Origin of the sequence: Brevundimonas aurifodinae (genome assembly GCF_040195595.1) — a bacterium.
Lineage (GTDB): Bacteria > Pseudomonadota > Alphaproteobacteria > Caulobacterales > Caulobacteraceae > Brevundimonas > Brevundimonas aurifodinae.
Window position 1 is genome coordinate 1 of record NZ_JBEGDD010000009.1, and the last position, 16027, is coordinate 16027.

At 66.6% G+C, this 16027-nt stretch carries 10 protein-coding genes; 1 reads left to right on the plus strand and 9 read right to left on the minus strand.

Annotation, left to right across the window (positions count from 1 at the left end; translation table 11 throughout):
* Position 1: 1 nt before the first annotated feature.
* The 7 genes from ABN401_RS11225 to ABN401_RS11255 form a co-directional block, all read right to left on the minus strand.
* Complete coding sequence (locus ABN401_RS11225; protein ID WP_349684936.1) at positions 2–817, minus strand: carbohydrate ABC transporter permease; 816 nt, start codon at positions 815–817, stop codon at positions 2–4.
* Positions 814–1701 (minus strand): carbohydrate ABC transporter permease, encoded by an 888-nt coding sequence (locus tag ABN401_RS11230; protein WP_349684937.1) that lies wholly within the window; start codon positions 1699–1701, stop codon positions 814–816. The genes ABN401_RS11225 and ABN401_RS11230 overlap by 4 nt, the downstream gene beginning before the upstream one ends.
* Before the next feature lie 178 nt (positions 1702–1879).
* Positions 1880–3139, minus strand: coding sequence for an extracellular solute-binding protein (locus tag ABN401_RS11235; protein ID WP_349684938.1), 1260 nt, complete (start codon positions 3137–3139; stop codon positions 1880–1882).
* The gene (locus ABN401_RS11240) at positions 3136–4560 is read right to left on the minus strand and encodes a glucoamylase family protein (RefSeq protein WP_349684939.1); all 1425 of its coding nucleotides are present in this window, start codon (positions 4558–4560) and stop codon (positions 3136–3138) included. Before ABN401_RS11240 ends, ABN401_RS11235 begins: the two co-directional genes overlap by 4 nt.
* A gap of 89 nt (positions 4561–4649) precedes the next feature.
* Complete coding sequence (locus tag ABN401_RS11245) at positions 4650–7730, minus strand: TonB-dependent receptor (RefSeq protein WP_349684940.1); 3081 nt, start codon at positions 7728–7730, stop codon at positions 4650–4652.
* Positions 7727–8776 carry a LacI family DNA-binding transcriptional regulator gene (locus tag ABN401_RS11250; RefSeq protein ID WP_349684941.1) on the minus strand — a complete coding sequence of 350 codons (1050 nt, stop codon included), beginning with the start codon at positions 8774–8776 and terminating at the stop codon, positions 7727–7729. The genes ABN401_RS11245 and ABN401_RS11250 overlap by 4 nt, the downstream gene beginning before the upstream one ends.
* 192 nt (positions 8777–8968) lie before the next feature.
* Positions 8969–10480, minus strand: a complete 1512-nt coding sequence (locus ABN401_RS11255; protein ID WP_349684942.1) for a carboxylesterase/lipase family protein — start codon at positions 10478–10480, stop codon at positions 8969–8971.
* Positions 10481–10603: 123 nt separating this feature from the next.
* On the opposite strand from ABN401_RS11255, the gene ABN401_RS11260 reads away from it, so the two are divergent.
* Positions 10604–10981: a response regulator gene (locus tag ABN401_RS11260; RefSeq protein ID WP_349684943.1), complete on the plus strand. Its 378-nt coding sequence runs from the start codon at positions 10604–10606 to the stop codon at positions 10979–10981.
* On the opposite strand, the gene ABN401_RS11265 is transcribed toward ABN401_RS11260, so the two are convergent.
* Positions 10968–12569: a phytoene desaturase family protein gene (locus tag ABN401_RS11265; RefSeq protein ID WP_349684944.1), complete on the minus strand. Its 1602-nt coding sequence runs from the start codon at positions 12567–12569 to the stop codon at positions 10968–10970. The two genes, ABN401_RS11260 and ABN401_RS11265, sit on opposite strands and share 14 nt — an antisense overlap.
* Before the next feature lie 54 nt (positions 12570–12623).
* On the minus strand, positions 12624–16004 hold the full coding sequence (locus tag ABN401_RS11270) for a class I SAM-dependent DNA methyltransferase (RefSeq protein WP_349684945.1): 3381 nt from the start codon (positions 16002–16004) through the stop codon (positions 12624–12626).
* Positions 16005–16027: the final 23 nt, after the last annotated feature.

Below are 16027 nucleotides of genomic sequence, written 5' to 3' on the forward strand. Positions count from 1 at the left end.
CTCAACCCTTCACACTGCCCGCGAGCATGCCGCGGATGTAGAACCTCTGGAGCGCCAGAAAGAGCACCAGCACCGGGGCCACGGTGATCACGGCCCCTGCCATCATCATCTCGATGTCCTGAACGTGCTCGCGCGACAGGGCCGCCAGCGCCACCGGCAACGTGTAGTTCGACTGGTCCGTCAGGATGATCAGTGGCCACAGGAAGTCGTTCCAGCTGCCCAGGAAGACGAACAGGGCCAGCGTCACCAGAATGGGCGTCAGGGTCGGCAGGACAATACGGCGGAAGATCTGGCCCTCGCTCGCGCCGTCGACGCGGGCGGCCTCCAGCATCTCGTCGGGGATTGACAGGGCGTACTGGCGCACGAGGAACAGGCCAAAGATCGACGCCAGCCAGGGGACCAGCGCCCCGGCGTAGGTGTTCACCAGCCCAACCGACTTGAGCATCAGGAACAGCGGCAGGGTGCCGATCTGGGCGGGCACGACGAGGGCGGCGACCAGCAGCTGGAACAGCCGGTCGCGGCCGGCGAAGCGCAGCTTGGCGAAGGCGTAGCCGGCGGGGACGGTGAACAGGAGCGCGAGGCCGGTGGCCAGGGTGGCCAGGGCGAAGCTGTTGAAGACGTAGCGGCCCATGCCGCGTTCGACGAAGAGCTCGCGATAGTGCTCCAGCGTCGGGGCGGACGGGATCAGAGGCGGCGGGAAGTTGGCGGCCTCTCCGCTCGACATCAGGCTGACCGAGACCATCCAGGCCAGTGGGAACAGCACGATCAGGCCGATCGCGGCGACGCCGAGGTTCAGCAGGATGTCGCGCGGCTTCATGTGTGCTCTCCGCCAAGTCGGCGAGACACCGCCAACTGGAGCATGGTCACGACGAAGATGCAGACGAAGAGGACGAAGGCGACCGCGCTGGCGGAGCCCAGATTCCACCATTTGAAGCCCTCTTCGTACATGAAGTAGAGCACCGTGACGGTCGACTGGGCCGGCCCCCCCTGCGTCATCACATAGGGCTCTGCGAACAGCTGGAAGAATGCCGCGACCGAGATGATGGAGACCAGCAGCACGGTGGGCGCGATGGCCGGGAGCGTGACGTGCCGAAACCGGGCGAAAGGCCCGGCCCCGTCGATGCGGGCGGCCTCATGCAGCTCGTCCGGCACGGTCTGGAGAACCGCGAGGAAGATGAGCATGTTGTAGCCGAAGCTCTTCCACACGACGAACAGCAGGATGGCCGGGATAGAGGTCGACGGATCGCCGAGCCAGTCCACGGCGGGCAGCCCGATCGACGTCAGCGCCCAGTTTATCACGCCATAGCGGGTGTTCAGCAGATAGTTCCACAGAACGGCCGTGGCCACGAGCGTGGTCACGAAGGGCGCGAAGAAGATCACCCGCCACATCGGCCGCCACTTCACCGTGCGCGCGTTCAGCAATAGCGCCGCACCCAGCGACGCCGCGATCGACAGGGGCACGCCGAAGACGGCGAACAGGACCGTGTTCTTCATCGCCTGCCAGAACAGGGGATTGCCCAGCAGGCGGCTGTAGTTCTCCAGCCCGATCCAGCGCAGGTTCGACAGGTCCGCCAGCGCATAGATGTCGAAGTCGGTCAGGCTGAGCAGCAGCGACGACACGACCGGCACGACGAAGAAGACCGCGAGTGCGATCAGGGCCGGCGCGATGAAACCCCAGGCGGCGCGTTCGCGCGACGTCATTGTCCTTCTCCCCTTGCGGGAGAAGGTGGCAGCCGAAGGCTGACGGATGAGGGGTACGCAGATGCGGACTGGGTGGGTGGACGGGAGGCACGACGGACAGATCGAGTTTCACCCCTCATCCGACCTCGCTGCGCTCGGCCACCTTCTCCCGCAAGGGGAGAAGGGAGTTGATGCTCGATCATCCCCGCCCCCGTTCCAGCATCCAGCGACGCTTCTCCAGCAGGCGGTCGGCGCGGCGGTCGATCTCGCGTCCCGCCTCAGGCACAGTGAACTCGCCGCGGACCATGCGCTCGGCGACGATCTGCATCTCGGTGACGATGCGCTCCCACTCCGGCACCTTGGGCACGGCTTCCGCCCGCTGGAGCTGGCCGGCGAAAGGCGCGATATAGGGGTCGGACGCGACCTCGGGTGTCGCCCACGCCGACGGCCGCGCCGGCAGGCTGCCGGTAATCGCGTTGAACTCGGCCTGGACCGTCGGGTCGGACAAATACCGCACCAGCTTCCACGCCGCCTCCTGGTTCGCCGAGGAGCGGAAGACGGCGAGTGAGGACCCGCCGGGGGCCGAGGCGCCGGGGCCGGTCGGGCCCGGCACGCCGGCGGTCGTCCAGTGCGGCTGGATCTCGGCCGGCAGCCGGATCTTCATGTCCCCTATGGTCCAAGGCCCGGAAAAGTAGAAGCTGAACCAGCCGCGCGCGAACTCGGTCCAGACGTTGGATATCTGCGATCCCGTGGCGACGGGAGCGAGGCCCTCGTCGAAGAGGCTCTTGTAGAAGGCCAGGGCCGCCTCGAAGGACGAGCTGGAGAAGTTTCCCCGCGTGCCGTCGTCGCGAAGCAATGGTTGATCGCCTTGCAGTCCGAACGTCAGAAGTTGCTCGAACTCATTGAGTGGTAACAGGATCGCATACCGCTCTGGGCCGACGACGCGCTTCACGGCGTGCATCGCCGCCTTCCAGTCCGCCCAGGTCGTCGGCATGGCGTCGTAGCCCGCGTTGGCCAGCAGATCGGTGCGGTAGAAGATCAGTCGGGTATCGACATACCAGGGCGTGGCGACCGTCCGGCCATCGATCTGATTGGTGTCCAGCACGGCCGGGAACTGATCGGTCAACAGTCCAGCGGCCGCGGCCGGCAAGGGTGACAGCGCCCCGATCGCCTCCATCTCCGCCACCCAGGTGTTGCCGATCTGACTGACGTCAGGCAGCGAGTTGCCGGCGTATCCGGTCAGCAGCTTCTGGTGCGCGGCCGTCCAGGGCTGGGGCTGAACCTCGACCCGAATGCCCGGGTTGGCCGCCTCGAAGGCGGGGATGAGGCGGGGGACGTTGGTGCCCTCATTGCCCATCGCCCAGAAGGTCAGGCGGGTGATCCCGTCCTCGCGTCCACAGCCCGCGAGGGCCGCGCCGGCCCCGGCCATAAGCCCCATCGCCGCGCGGCGGTGGATCATGCCTCCAGCCATCCGCCGGTGAAGCCCGCAGCCTCGAGACCCCGGCGCAGGTTGGGCTCGGTCCGCATGTAGCGCCAGACCAGGTCGCTGCGGGCGTTCTCGATCATGACGACGATCGGCCCCTGGTCGATGCCCAGATAATCGCCGTCGACCCATCCGATGCCCGGCACGATGCGTCCGTGCTGAAGCCGCCCTTCCCGCTCCGTCAGGGTCGGGTTGAAGCTGTCGAGGAAGCCGAACTCGGTATAGATCGCTTCGCCGTAGCGGGCCTTCATGGCCCTCAGGCACGCGGTGACGGCGTCGGGCGCGAAGGGAAAGCTGGCCATGGCGGCGGTCGGGGCGATCGTGCCGTCGTCGCGATCGCCAGGCCCGCGCGCCGAATAGCTGAAGAACTCCCGTTCGCGCGCGTCGATGACCTGTTTGAAGTCGCCCGGCCCATCACAGGCGGTCAGGCCCCAGACGTCGGCGGAATAGCCGTCCCACCCGCCGGGGTTGGCGACGGCGTAGTTCCTCTGGGCCTGAACGGCGCGGACGCTGTTCTCGAAATAGTCGAACGGGCCGATCTCGGCGGACCTGGCGCGCATCCAGGGATCGCGAATGCCGCGATAGTCGATGTACATATGGCTATACTGATGCCCGAACAGCGGCGCGAAATGCAGGTGGGCGGGGCCGTATCGGTCGGTCCAGCTGCGGTCGTAGACGCTGCACCACTCGGTCCAGACAGCAGGCGAAACGGGGTGGGTCCGGCTGCCCATGGCCAACAGCAGAACCAGCATGCCTTCATTGTAGACGTGCCAGTCGGCCTCGATGAAGCCGGTCTCCGGATGCCAGCCCATGCTGATGCGGTCCGGCCGCACCACGGACCAGTCCCATTCGACCCGGTCGTAGATCGCCTGGGCCAGGCGACGGATCTCGGTCTCGCCGGTCTCATCCCGGTCGAAGTAGCGCGATGCGAACAGCATGCCGCCCAGAAGCAGGGTCGTGTCGACAGTGGAAAGCTCGGTCCGCCCGAAGCGGTGGCCCGTGTCCATCTCCAGGAAGTGGTAGAAGAAGCCCTTGTGGCCGGTGACGCCGGTGGCGTCGGGCCCCTGGGGCGCGTCGTGGAAGAAGCGCAGGGTGTTCAACGTCCGCGCCTTCGCCTCCTCCCGGCTCATCCAGCCGTTCTCGACGCCGACGGGCCAGCAGGTCAGCGCGAAGCCGACGGCGGCGACCGAACAGAAGGATTCCGTCGGCCAGCGATCCGGCGTCAGGCCGCGCTCGATGTCGGTGACCCGCACGAACCAGTCGAAGGTGCGCCGCTGAAGCTCGGCGACCTCGGGGTCGAGCGGACGAACCGGTGCTCTACTCGGTAGCGACGCGCATCCGCTGCCCATGAGGGCGGCCAGCGCGCCCGAAACCATCAGAAATCCGCGACGATCCATATCGTCCCTTCTAAGCCAACGCCCCCGCATTACAAAAAAGGATGGCCGCTCCTTCCCGGAGGAGGAGCGGCCAGTCTCAGGAGAGACGGTTAGAAGCTGTAGCGGAAGCCCAGCTGGAAGGTTCGGGTCGGGAACAGCACCCGCGACGGGCGTCCGAAGTTCGGATTCGGATTGGTCGCTGACCCCGTGCCGCCGTCGAAGCCGGCGTAGTTGTAGAAGTCGAAGATGTTGATGGCGTCGACGAACAGCGACAGCTCCGACCCGTTCCACAGCTCGAAATTCTTGGTCAGGCGCAGATCGAGATTACGGTAAGCGAACGCGTCCGGAATGATGAAGTTGTCGGTCGGAGGACGGCCGGCGTTGGGTCGGATCAGGAAGGCCGGGGCGTCCACGCGGGTGTCGTCGAAGATGGTATAGGGAGTGCCGGATCCCAGCGTCAGAATGCCCGACAGCTGGAACCCAGCGGGAAGGTCGACGATGCCGTTGGCGACGATCCGGTGTTCCTCGTCGTTCGCCGAAGGACGGGTCGGCGACGTCTCGACGCTGAAGCAGTCGAAGCAGAAGGTGTCGTTTCCGCCGTTCTGCTCAGAGTTGGAGAAGGTGTAGGCGATGTTCAGGCCCCAGCCGCTGTCGCGGGTGTAGGCCTTGTCGGCCTTCAGATAGAGGGCTGTGAACTCGCGCTCCTTGTTATGGTCGGAGACCAGATATGTCCGATAGGGGTTGGTGCCTCCCGGCGAGCAGAAGCCACCGTTGTCTTCGAACGCCGCGTTGTCCCCGTCGATGGCCGGCCGGGTCGATTCCCGGCAGCGGTTCAGATACTGCCAGGTGAACTCGTTTTCGGTCTTGCCGTAAGCGAATGTCAGCTCGGTTTGCCAATCCCCGAACCGCTGGCGAACGCCCAGGTTGAACTGGTCCGTGCGCGGCGGCTCGAAGTCGTTCTTCAGCAGGAAGGCTTCGCCCCGGGCGGGAATCGCGGCGAAGACCTCGTCCAGACCGGCCGTCGTGCGGAACCGCTCTTCCCACAAGATGGGGTCCTGATCCGTGCCGGACGCCACGCCGAACGGTCGGCCCCGCGCTGTGTTGGTCGTGAAGAAGGCGTTCTGCCGGATGTTGGACGGCCCGGAGATCTCGTCGAAGGCGAAGTTGAAGTTGATCCGATCATAGTATCGGCCGACGCCACCAAAGATGACCGTCGCCCGATCGCCGAACACATCATAGGAAAAGCCGAGCCGGGGCTGGAACGCCCCCGCGAAGGGCTCGCGATTGTCGCCGGTGGAGATATAGTCCGCCTGGTTGAACCAGCTGGGAACATAGCCTGCCGCCTTGCCGCCGTCGGTCGAGGCGATCCACTGCGCCAGGCCCGTCGCGACGTTCGCCGGCGTGACGTAGTCCTCGTTCCCGGCGTTGCTCTCATAGTCCCAGCGAAGGCCGAGGTTGATTTCCAGCTGATCGGTGATGCGCCAATCGTCCTGAATGTAAAGGCCGACGACGGTGTTATCGATATCGACGCGCGGAGTGGGCCGTCCCAGCTCGATGCGATAGGGCACGGTCGTCGAGCCGCTGAGTTCCGGCCGCCCGTCGACGTCGAAGTAGAACTGCGGGTTACGGCCGAACTGTTTGAACACGTCGTAGTTCTGGAACGAAACCTTGGCGCCCAATTTGATCGTGTGGAAACCATTCCAGTCGATCTCGGTAAAGGTCAGGTCATTCCGAACGGTGATGGCGTCATCCGCGATGTCCTGGGTACTGTCGCGTCCGCCCAGATTGATGATCGCGGTTCCTCCGAAGTAGTTCGGCTGAAAACCGGGCAGGGTGGTGTTGGTGTCCTGTTCGAACAGACGATAGAACTCCCCGACGTCCGAGAAGTTGGCCGCTCCCGGCTGGTACTCGTAGCTGCGGTAATCGACCGCGAACTCGTTCGTGAAGGCGTCACCTTGCCATTGCCAGCGAAAGTTGCTGGTCAGGGTGTTCTGGGCCAGATTGGTGGCGCGCTCGAACGCGTCAGCCCCGCCGAAGTCGCGCAGGTCGATCTCGTCGCGATAGGTGACGCTCCAGTCCACCAGGTGGCCGTCCGCCGGTTGCCAGCTCAGCTTGCCGAAGAACAGGTCTTCCTCGAACGGCGCGGCGAATGTGCCGATGAACTGGCCGAACTGACTGACGAACCTCGGGTCCTGGCGACCCAGATTGACGACGTTCGCCCGGTTCTCCTCTTTGCGTTCATAGGTGCCGAAGAAGTGCAGGCGGTCCCGGATGATGGGTCCGCCCAACGCGAAACCGTACTGTTGCACCTCCAGGTCCGGCTGCTCGTCGCCACGACGCCGCGAGAACACGTCCTGCTCGATGAAACTTTGATCACGGTAGGAGCCGAAGATCTCGCCGGTGAATTCATTCGTCCCCGATCGGGTCACGGCCGTGATGATGGCCGACGAAGCCTGCTCGTACTCGGCCTTGAAGTTCTGGCTGACGACGCGGAACTCCTGGATGCCGGCTTGGGGGAAGGGATTCCCGCGGCTGTCGTCCTGGCCGATGATGCCGCCGGCGATCACATTGGACTTCAGGCTGGCGCCGTCGATGAAGGCGTTGACAGACTCCGCTCGCTGGCCGCCCGCCGTTATGGTCTGCTCCTGCTCGTCGAGCGATACCCGGACACCCGGTGCCAGGGCCGCGAAGTTCAGGAAGTTGCGGTTGATCTGAGGCAGGGTCTGGATCTGCTGGGTGGTGACGTTCGTGGCGTTCTCGGGCGTACGCACCTCGACCAGCCGTCGGCCGACGACCACGATGTCTTCCACCGTCGAGCCGCCGGCCTCGGCGGTCACGACGTCACCGACATCCAGATCCAGATCGCCGACCTGGCCGACCCCGATCGTCACTGTGTCGCTGGCGGTCTCGCCCTCGCCCGTCGTGACGGTGACCTCATAGGAGCCGGGGCGAAGACCCGAGAGCACATAGGTGCCGCTGGCGTTGGTGCGGGCGCGCGTGGTGAAGCCGCTGGCGGTGTCGCGCGCGACGATCTCGGCGCCGGCTTCGGCGACGCTGCCGTCAGTCACCGACCCGCGCAGGGTCGCGCCGGTCACCTGGGCCGACGCGGTCGTGGTCACCGTCAGGCTGGTGGCTATGGCGACGAGGGACGCCGCGGCCAAGGCGCGATGGCGCAAGCTGGGGCTGATCATGATCGGTCTCCGGTTGAAGGGGCTGCCAGTGAGAGCGCGGCGGCGTCGCCGACGCTGGACGCACGCACGATAAGGCGTGGTGTGATGACTTCGCGGATGTCGCTCTCCGAGCCTCCATCGGAGGTCGAGGCGATCAGGGTGACGAGGCGTTCCACGGCCCGGCGCCCGGTCTCGGCGATCTCGATCCGCATGGTGCTCAGGGCCGGTCGGACCAGGGCGGCGATAGGCACGTCGTCGAAGCCGACCACGGCGACGTCGTCCGGCACCCGGACGCCCGCGTCCTGCATGGCCAGCAAGGCTCCGACGGCCATCATGTCGTTGCCCGCGAAGACGGCTTCCGGCCGCACGCCTTCGGCCAGCAACGCCTGCATGGCGCGATGACCCGACGCCTGGGTGAAATCGCCGTCCACGATCAAGGGCTGGCCACCCGCCGCCCGCATCGCCTCGACGTAGCCTTCCTGACGCTCCCGGGCCTCCAGGTTGCCTTTTGGCCCCCCGATATGGGCGATGTGGCGGTGCCCGAGAGACAGCAGATGCTCGACCGCCACCCGCGCGCCGCCGTGGTTGTCGACGACGATGGAGGGGCGACCCGCCTCGTTCATTCCGCCGTTCATCAGCAGAACGGGCAGACGCCCGGCCAGGTTGGCGGCGAGGTTCGCCGCATCCAGATGCGGCGACAGCACGATAAGCCCGTCCACCCGGCCCCGCATGGACCGGATCGCCGCCGCGGCGTCGCTGGCGTCGTCATGCGAACTCGACACGATCAGGTGCAGACCGGCCGACCGCGCGGCGAGGTCCATGCCCCGGATCAGTTCCGAGAAGAACTCCCCGAAAAGGTCGGGCAGGATCACGCCGACGGTGTCGGTCCGATTGGTCGACAGACTGCGGGCGCCGGAATGAGGCACATAGGACAGGGCCTCGACCGCCTCGAGGACTTTCATCCGGGTCGGCTCCGCCACCACGCCCGCCCCGGTCAGGACGCGCGACACCGACGCCACGGAGACCTTGGCGAGGTCGGCGACGTCGCGAATCGTGGCGGGCTTCACGCGGAAGCCTTCGCGACGAACGCAGAGCGTCGAATGGACGAAAGAAGGGTCAAGGGCGTCTTCCTGAAGCAGTCCCATCGTTCCAGCCCCCTTTATCGAGGGTCCGTCGACACGTTCTGTAATCGGTTACATGACACAGCCTTCATGTGCCGCGCAAGGGCCTTGATCTCGCCACATCCGCAACGCGTGCCGTCAGGGCCGAACGCGTCGATAGAATTCTTCGATGATATCCAGCACGCCTGCGTCCGGAACAGCCACCGGCTCCGGCCCGTCATTTCCGAACTGCAGCAGGCGATCATTCTGAAACGCTGGCCACTCCGGTTGCCCCGTTCCATTCGGATCGCCGGTCCTGGCGAAGGTCGTCCAGTAGTCCGCCATCAGAGTCGCGGCACGCTGGTCGCGATCTCCCATCGGTCGTCCCACGGTATGCAGAGTGTCGAACACATAGGGACGTTCCGACGCGTGGGTCGCGCCTCCGCTGGGCTCCGGGTTCGACGCGGCGACGACGTCGAACCGATAAAGGAAGGTCGGGTGGCCGTCCGCCGCATGCAGCCTCGCCAGATGCCGCGCCGGCTCGCTGAAGATCAGGTCGCTGACCACGGAGGCGTCGTAGTTCGCGGTACCGCCGTAGGCCCCGATCAGGGAGTCATACTCGGCGTCCGTCATGGCGTCGTCGGTCCGGCCGTAGGCTCCTGCGTCGGCGGGCCTGATCCACCAGAACTCGGCGCTGTTGGTGCCGATGATCAGCGGCACCGGGGCCTGCCTGCGGGCGGCGAACGCCTCCACCACATCCTCGGTTAGCACCTGTCCGTCCACCACGAGATTGTCGGTGTAGAAGGCCGGCATGGGCGACAGGAACCGCTCGGCCGGCAGGGCTCGCAACTCGCCGGCCGTGGCCTCGGCGAGGCCCGCGCCGCGTGCGAAGGTGGTCCCGAGGCTCTGAGCCGACGGTCGCCCGGGACGGTCCTCGGCCAGCCGGGCCGACCGCTGCCGTCCCAGCCCCGACTGGACGATGGCCCCGTGAAACAGGCCCCGGGCGGCCGGAGCGATCATCAACTGGGTGACGGCGACACCGCCGGCGGATTCTCCGAAGATCGTCACACGTCGCGGATCGCCTCCGAAGGCCGCGATGTTGTCTCGAACCCACTCCAGCGCCGCGACCTGATCCATAAGGCCATAATTCCCCGCCGGCTCCTCGGGATCGCGCTCCGCGGCCAGGGCGGGATGGTCGAAGAAGCCCAGCCGACCGAGGCGATAGTTCAGCGTGACGACGACGACGCCGCGCCCGGCCAGTCGCGTGCCGTCATAAAGCTCTGCCGTTCCCGAGCCGTTGTTGTAGCCACCCCCATGGATCCAGACCATGACGGGCAAGGCCTCGGCGTCATCCGGAGCCCAGACGTTCAGGGTCAGGCAGTCCTCGCTCATCGGCGGAGGGCCGACGCCCGGGTCCCCGTTCGCGGGCGGCTGGACACAGATCGCGCCGGGGGCTGTGGCGTCCCTAAGGCCGTCCCACGCGCGGGCCGGCTCAGGCGGTCGCCACCGGAGAGCGCCTGTGGGCGGGGCGGCATAGGGTATGGCCTGGAACGAGATCACGCCGTCCGCGGAACGGCCCGTGAGCCGCCCCTGCTCCAGGGCCACGACAGGTTGTCCGGACCCGGTGGAAAAGGCGATGGTCAGGGCGATGGCCAAGCTTGTGATCGACATGGCCGATCCTAACCTCATGATCGGCGAGGGCAATGGCGGCTCCGAGCATCTGGCGGTGGCCAGAAATCTGGATTACGGCTCTCGCGGAGATCGCGGCGTCAGGGCTCGCCTCGGAGGATATCGATGACGACAGGGCTGGAGGGACGTCGCGTCCTTATCGTCGAGGACGAGTCGCTGGTCGCCATGCTGCTCGAGACCATCCTCGAAGACATGGGTTGCCAGCCGATCGGCCCGGTCGGCACGATCGACGAAGCCCTGCGCATTGTCACGAGTGACGAGGCTCTCGATGTGGCGCTGCTGGACGTGAACGTCGCCGGCCGCGAGGTCTTCCCCGTCGCGGTGGCACTGCGGGCCAGAGACATCCCCTTTGTGTTCTCGACCGGCTACGGCGAGAGCGGGCTCGGCGATGCCTGGCGGGGTCATCCGACGGTCCAGAAACCGTTCACAGAGGCCGCCATCCGCCAGGCCGTCGCCCGCGCGCTGAATCTCAGCGACGTCTGATCCGCTTCAGAACGGCGTGCGCCGCGTTGTGTCCCGGTGCCCCCGTGACGCCTCCGCCCGGATGGGCTCCCGAGCCGCACAGAAACAGCCCCGGCACCGGCATCCGGTAGTCGGCGTGCCCGAGGACCGGCCGGGCGCTAAAGAGCTGATCGAGCGTCAATCGCCCGTGGAAGATGTCGCCTCCGATCAGGCCGAAGCGCCGCTCCAGATCCAGTGGCGTCAGGGCCATGCAACCGACGACCGAAGCCTTGAACCCCGGGGCCCACCCTTCGATGGTGTCGATCATCAGATCCGCGACGGTCCCGCCATGATCGTCCCACGTTCGCCCGTCCGACAGCACAGGCGCGACGTGCTGGCAGAACAGGCTGGCGACGTGGGCACCCGCCGGCGCGAGGCTGTTGTCCAGCGTGGACGGGATCAGCATCTCGATAATGGGCCGTGACGACCATCCGCTCAGGCGGGCCTCGGCGTGGGCCCGGTCCATGTAGGCCAGGCTGGGGGCCAGGATGATCCCGGCCGTCAGATGACCTCCCGGCTCGGGCAGCGCCGTGAACCGGGGCAACTCCGACAGGGCCACGTTCATCCGGAAGGTGCCCGAACCCGACGCATAGCGCGCCATCCGCTCGGTGAAGTCCGGCGGCACGACCGCCGGATCGACCATCCGATCGAACAGCAGCCGGGGGTGGACATTGGCGACCACGGCGCGGGCCCGCAGCGCGTCGCCGGTCGCGGTGACGACGCCCACCGCCCTGCCCCGCTCCGTCACGACCTCCGAAACCTCGACGCCCGTGCGGATGTCGACGCCGCGCTCGCGACACGCCGAGGCCATCGCCTGGGTGATCACCCCCATGCCACCAAGGGCATGCCCCCACGCCCCCCGTTTGCCGTTCACCTCGCCGAAGACGTGATGCAACAGCACATAGGCCGAACCCGGCGTGTAGGGGCTGGCGTAGTGTCCCACGACGCTGTCGAAGCCGAACAGGGCCTTGATCGGATCGCTCTCGAACCAGCCGTCCAGCCAGTCACCGGCGGATTTGGTGAACAGATCCAGCACATCACGGCGGCTCGTCAGATCCAGTCCCCCCAGTCGCCGCGCGACCGAAGCGGAGCGCAGCAGTTCGGGCAAGGCCTCGGCAAGGCCGCCTTCGGGCAGATTGGGCGGGGCCTTCAGGACCAGATCGCGCAATACGTCCGCCACCGCCTCCAAGCGGCGCTCGTACTCGGGCAGCCGATCAGCGTCGCGGACCGAGAAGCGCGCGACCGATGCGCCTGTCCTCCCCTCCCCGGCCTCAAGGAACCGCCCATCGGGCAGGGGCAGGAAGTTGGACACGCGTCGCTCGACGACCCGGAGACCGTGCCGCGCCAGATTCATGTCGGCGATGACGCGCGGGTTCAGCAGGCTGACGGTGTAGCTGGCGGTCGAGTTGCGAAAGCCGGGATGGAAGGTCTCGGTGACCGCCGCCCCACCGACGATGTCGCGGCGCTCCAGAACGACGACCTTCAGGCCCGCGCGCGCCAGGTAGAAGGCGCACACCAGCCCGTTGTGCCCGCCTCCGATGATGACGACGTCGGTGTCAGCCCGTGCCATTCGACCTCCGCCGCGCCCATAGCACGGCCTTGGTGGTCGTCGATCGAAAAGCCTTTAGCGCGGCGCGAACCAACCACCCTCGGTCTGCTGAACCGAGCCGGCGACAGCCAGGATCGACAGCGTCTCGGCCACGCGCGCCTCCGCTCGCCGTCCGGCACGGCGGGAGAAGCGACCCAACAAGGCGCGGGAGGTCATCGGACGGCCCGCGCCTCTCAAAGAGGCCAGGATAGCGGCGGCAAGGGGAGCACCCTTGGACGGCAGATCGGGCAGACCCGCAGGCCCGCTGAACAGCGCGTCGCTCTGCTGGACCGGAATTGCCGGCCCGATCCGTTTCTGAAAGGCGGGACGCAGATGGCGGACATCCCCCAACGCTTCCTCTGCCGCTCTGGACGCGTTCAGCGCGCGCAGCCGATCGACCAGGACCTCCGGCTCCGGGCTGTCGCTCCAGCCGTAGGCCTTTTCCACGCAGTCGTTCAGCCGGGCGTGGAGATAGCGAAGCAACTCGACGCACGCGGTCTGGCCGCGGCCGTCGTCCGCTACCGGGCCGGCCCGAGTGATGGCGTTGTAGAGCGTCGTCATCGTCAGGGTCGGATCGCGCAGCAGTGCCCGCTCGCGCACCTCCTGCAGCTCTTCCGCGAGCGCAGCGACTTCCGCGCGTGCGGCGACGGACAAATCAGGAAAGGGAAACGCGTCGAAACACGCGCTCTTCACATAGACCGCATCGCCGTCATAGGCACCGATCCGTCCGCAATGACTGCGGAACCAGGCGAGATGGGCCCGGGACGACAGAACGCCCAGCACCGCCGCGTCATCGGTCGCGATCACCACCAGCTTGTTGTCCGGCAGTATCTCGACGTCCAGGAACTGGAACCAGCGATGTTTGGCCGTCTCGATCGTGACGATGTAGCGATCCAGGCCCGCCAGCGCGGCGCGGAGCTCGCGGCGAGGCTCGCCGAACTGCCACCACCGGTCCCGGTAGGCCTTGCGCCCGTTCCGGTCGCGGGCCGCCTTCACCGTCGTCAGCAGGTGGTCGTAAAAGCCGGGATGCAGGCGACGCGCCTCGCGCTCGTCGAGGTCGTGGAAGTCGATCGCCATCAGATCCCGCGACCGGTCCGCCAGATCGCGCCCGTTCCGATAGGGTCGCGCCGGGCTCGGCGCAACAGGCCCGGAGTGGACGCAAAGAGCGTCGGCCCGCGCGGGGGTCACGGCGAATCCCGCGCCCATCAACTGGACGCCGCGCGCGCTGAGCCCGGCGTTCGCGCGGAGCGGAACCGCCGCTGGCCCGCCGATGATCGACAGATTGCAGCCGATGTCGCCGACGCGCTCTCGAAAGACGATCTGCGGCAGATCGCTGTGCAGGTCCGACTCCTGAACGACCTCCGCCATGCAGCCCTGGCCGTCTGGTTCTCCGGCCTCGGCGACCGTCATGGCGATCCTGACGGCGGCCTTGTCGACCCCCTTGATCCAGGGATGATCGGGCACGGCATAGACCAGCCGGATCGGTCGAGGCGCGTTCAGTCGATCCTCGATCACGCGGCGCGAAAACGTCTGGGTTATCGAACTGGTCGTGATGAAGCCGAAGCGGCGCAGCCGCGATCCCGGACGGGTCAACAGCTCGGCCGCGCGATCCCACCAGACGGTCACCAGGTCCGCTGAACGATGACGCCCCTGACGCACCGCCCACAGGGCGTCGACATAGCCGTCACCGAGGTGCCGCCTCATGTCCTTGGCCCCCATGAAGGGAGGGTTCCCGACGATGAAGTCCGCTTCTGGCCAGGGCGTCTGACGCGGATTGATATATCTCTCGACCTCGACGTTCTCGTCTTCGGGTTGGACGGAGCCGTTGCGGGTCGCCCGTCGCTGACGCGTCACGACCCTGCCCTGATCATCCCGAGCCAGATCGACCGCGTCGCAAGACAGGATCGCATCGCCCAGCTGGATCGATCCGGCGTCCCTCAGGATCGGCTCGCTGGGCTTGGCATCGCCGAAGGTCCGGAAATGCCACTGCAAATGGCCGATCCACAAAACCATCTGGGCGATCCAGGCGGCGTAGCGATTCTGTTCCAGGCCCAGGAACTGCTCTGGGGCCACCGAATGGCGCGGCAACTCGAGCATCCCCTGCGGGTCGCCGAGTTCATGAAGCGCGCTGAGGACCTCGCTCTCAAGGGTCTTGAGCAGATGCATCGACACATAGAGGAAGTTCCCTGTTCCGCACGCGGGATCCAGGATCTTGAGGGCGCAAAGGTCCGCGTGAAAGCCACGGACCAGCTTCTGTGCCTCGGCCGAGCGTCCGTCCTGATGCAGTCCGATGGCCAGGCCCTCTATGGCCTCCCAGTCCTTTCTCAGGGGCTGCAGGACTGGACCGACCAGACGCTCGACGAAGGCGCGCGGCGTGTAATGCGCACCCGACCGACCGCGCTCAGAGGGGTCGAGGGCCTGTTCCAGCAGCGCCCCGAAGATGGCTGGCTCGACCGACGCCCAGTCCGCTTGCGCGGCGGCGATCAGGGCCTCCAGCTCGGCCTCGGTGATCGGGAGGGGCGCGACCTCGCGGAACAGGCCACCATTGAACCGCCTGAGGTCCTGGCGCGCCGCCGGACAATGTCCGCCGCTGTCCATGTGCCGGAAGTAGTCGCTGGCCGCGGTATGGAAGTTCCTCGCCTGGCCTCGATAGGATTTCAGGAACTCCAGGAAGCCTCGATCTTCGATAAGCCCAACACTGTCGGCGAACATGGCGAAAATGCACTGCATCATGAACAGGGCGGTCCGATTGGCGTGCGCGCCACGATCCAGGTCGCTGATCGGACCGTCTGCGGTGCCCGGCATCCGCTCGGCGATCGAACGCACCAGCCAGCCGAGACGCTCGGCGATGTCCGTCGTCACCGCCGCCACCCGCGCGGCCGGGTCCAGGCTCATGGGGTCCAGCCAGACGGCCGCCAGCATGTCCCGGACCTCTGGATCGGCCATGCGGTCCAGGGTGATGCGCTGCCGCGCCCGGTCCGGAAAGGGGCTGTAGACCTTTCCTTGGCGATCGAAGTCGGACCACAGTTCGATCGATCGACCGACATCGACGACCACAAGAAAGGGCGGCCATTCGTCCAGCGCCTTGGCATAGTCTGCGGCCTGGCGTTTCGCCGATCGCATCAGCCGGTCAACGCGGTCCCCGCTCGCGATACCGATGGGGCCCTTGGCCGACTGCTTGGCTTCCAGCACGAAACACCCGCGTCGGTAGCAATCGATGTAGCCGACGTGGGACCCACCATCATCGTGGCGAAATCGAACGGGTCGCTCGAAGCAGTAATTCAGATCTCCAGCTCGGTCGCGGTCCGGCCCGCCGACTTCTATTAGCTCACAGAGCTGGCTGACGAACGTCTGATAGTGGGCACGCTCGCTGATCGGTGGACCCGACCAACGATCGATGAACGTGTCGGCATCCATGATCGACCTTGCACAACCGGGGA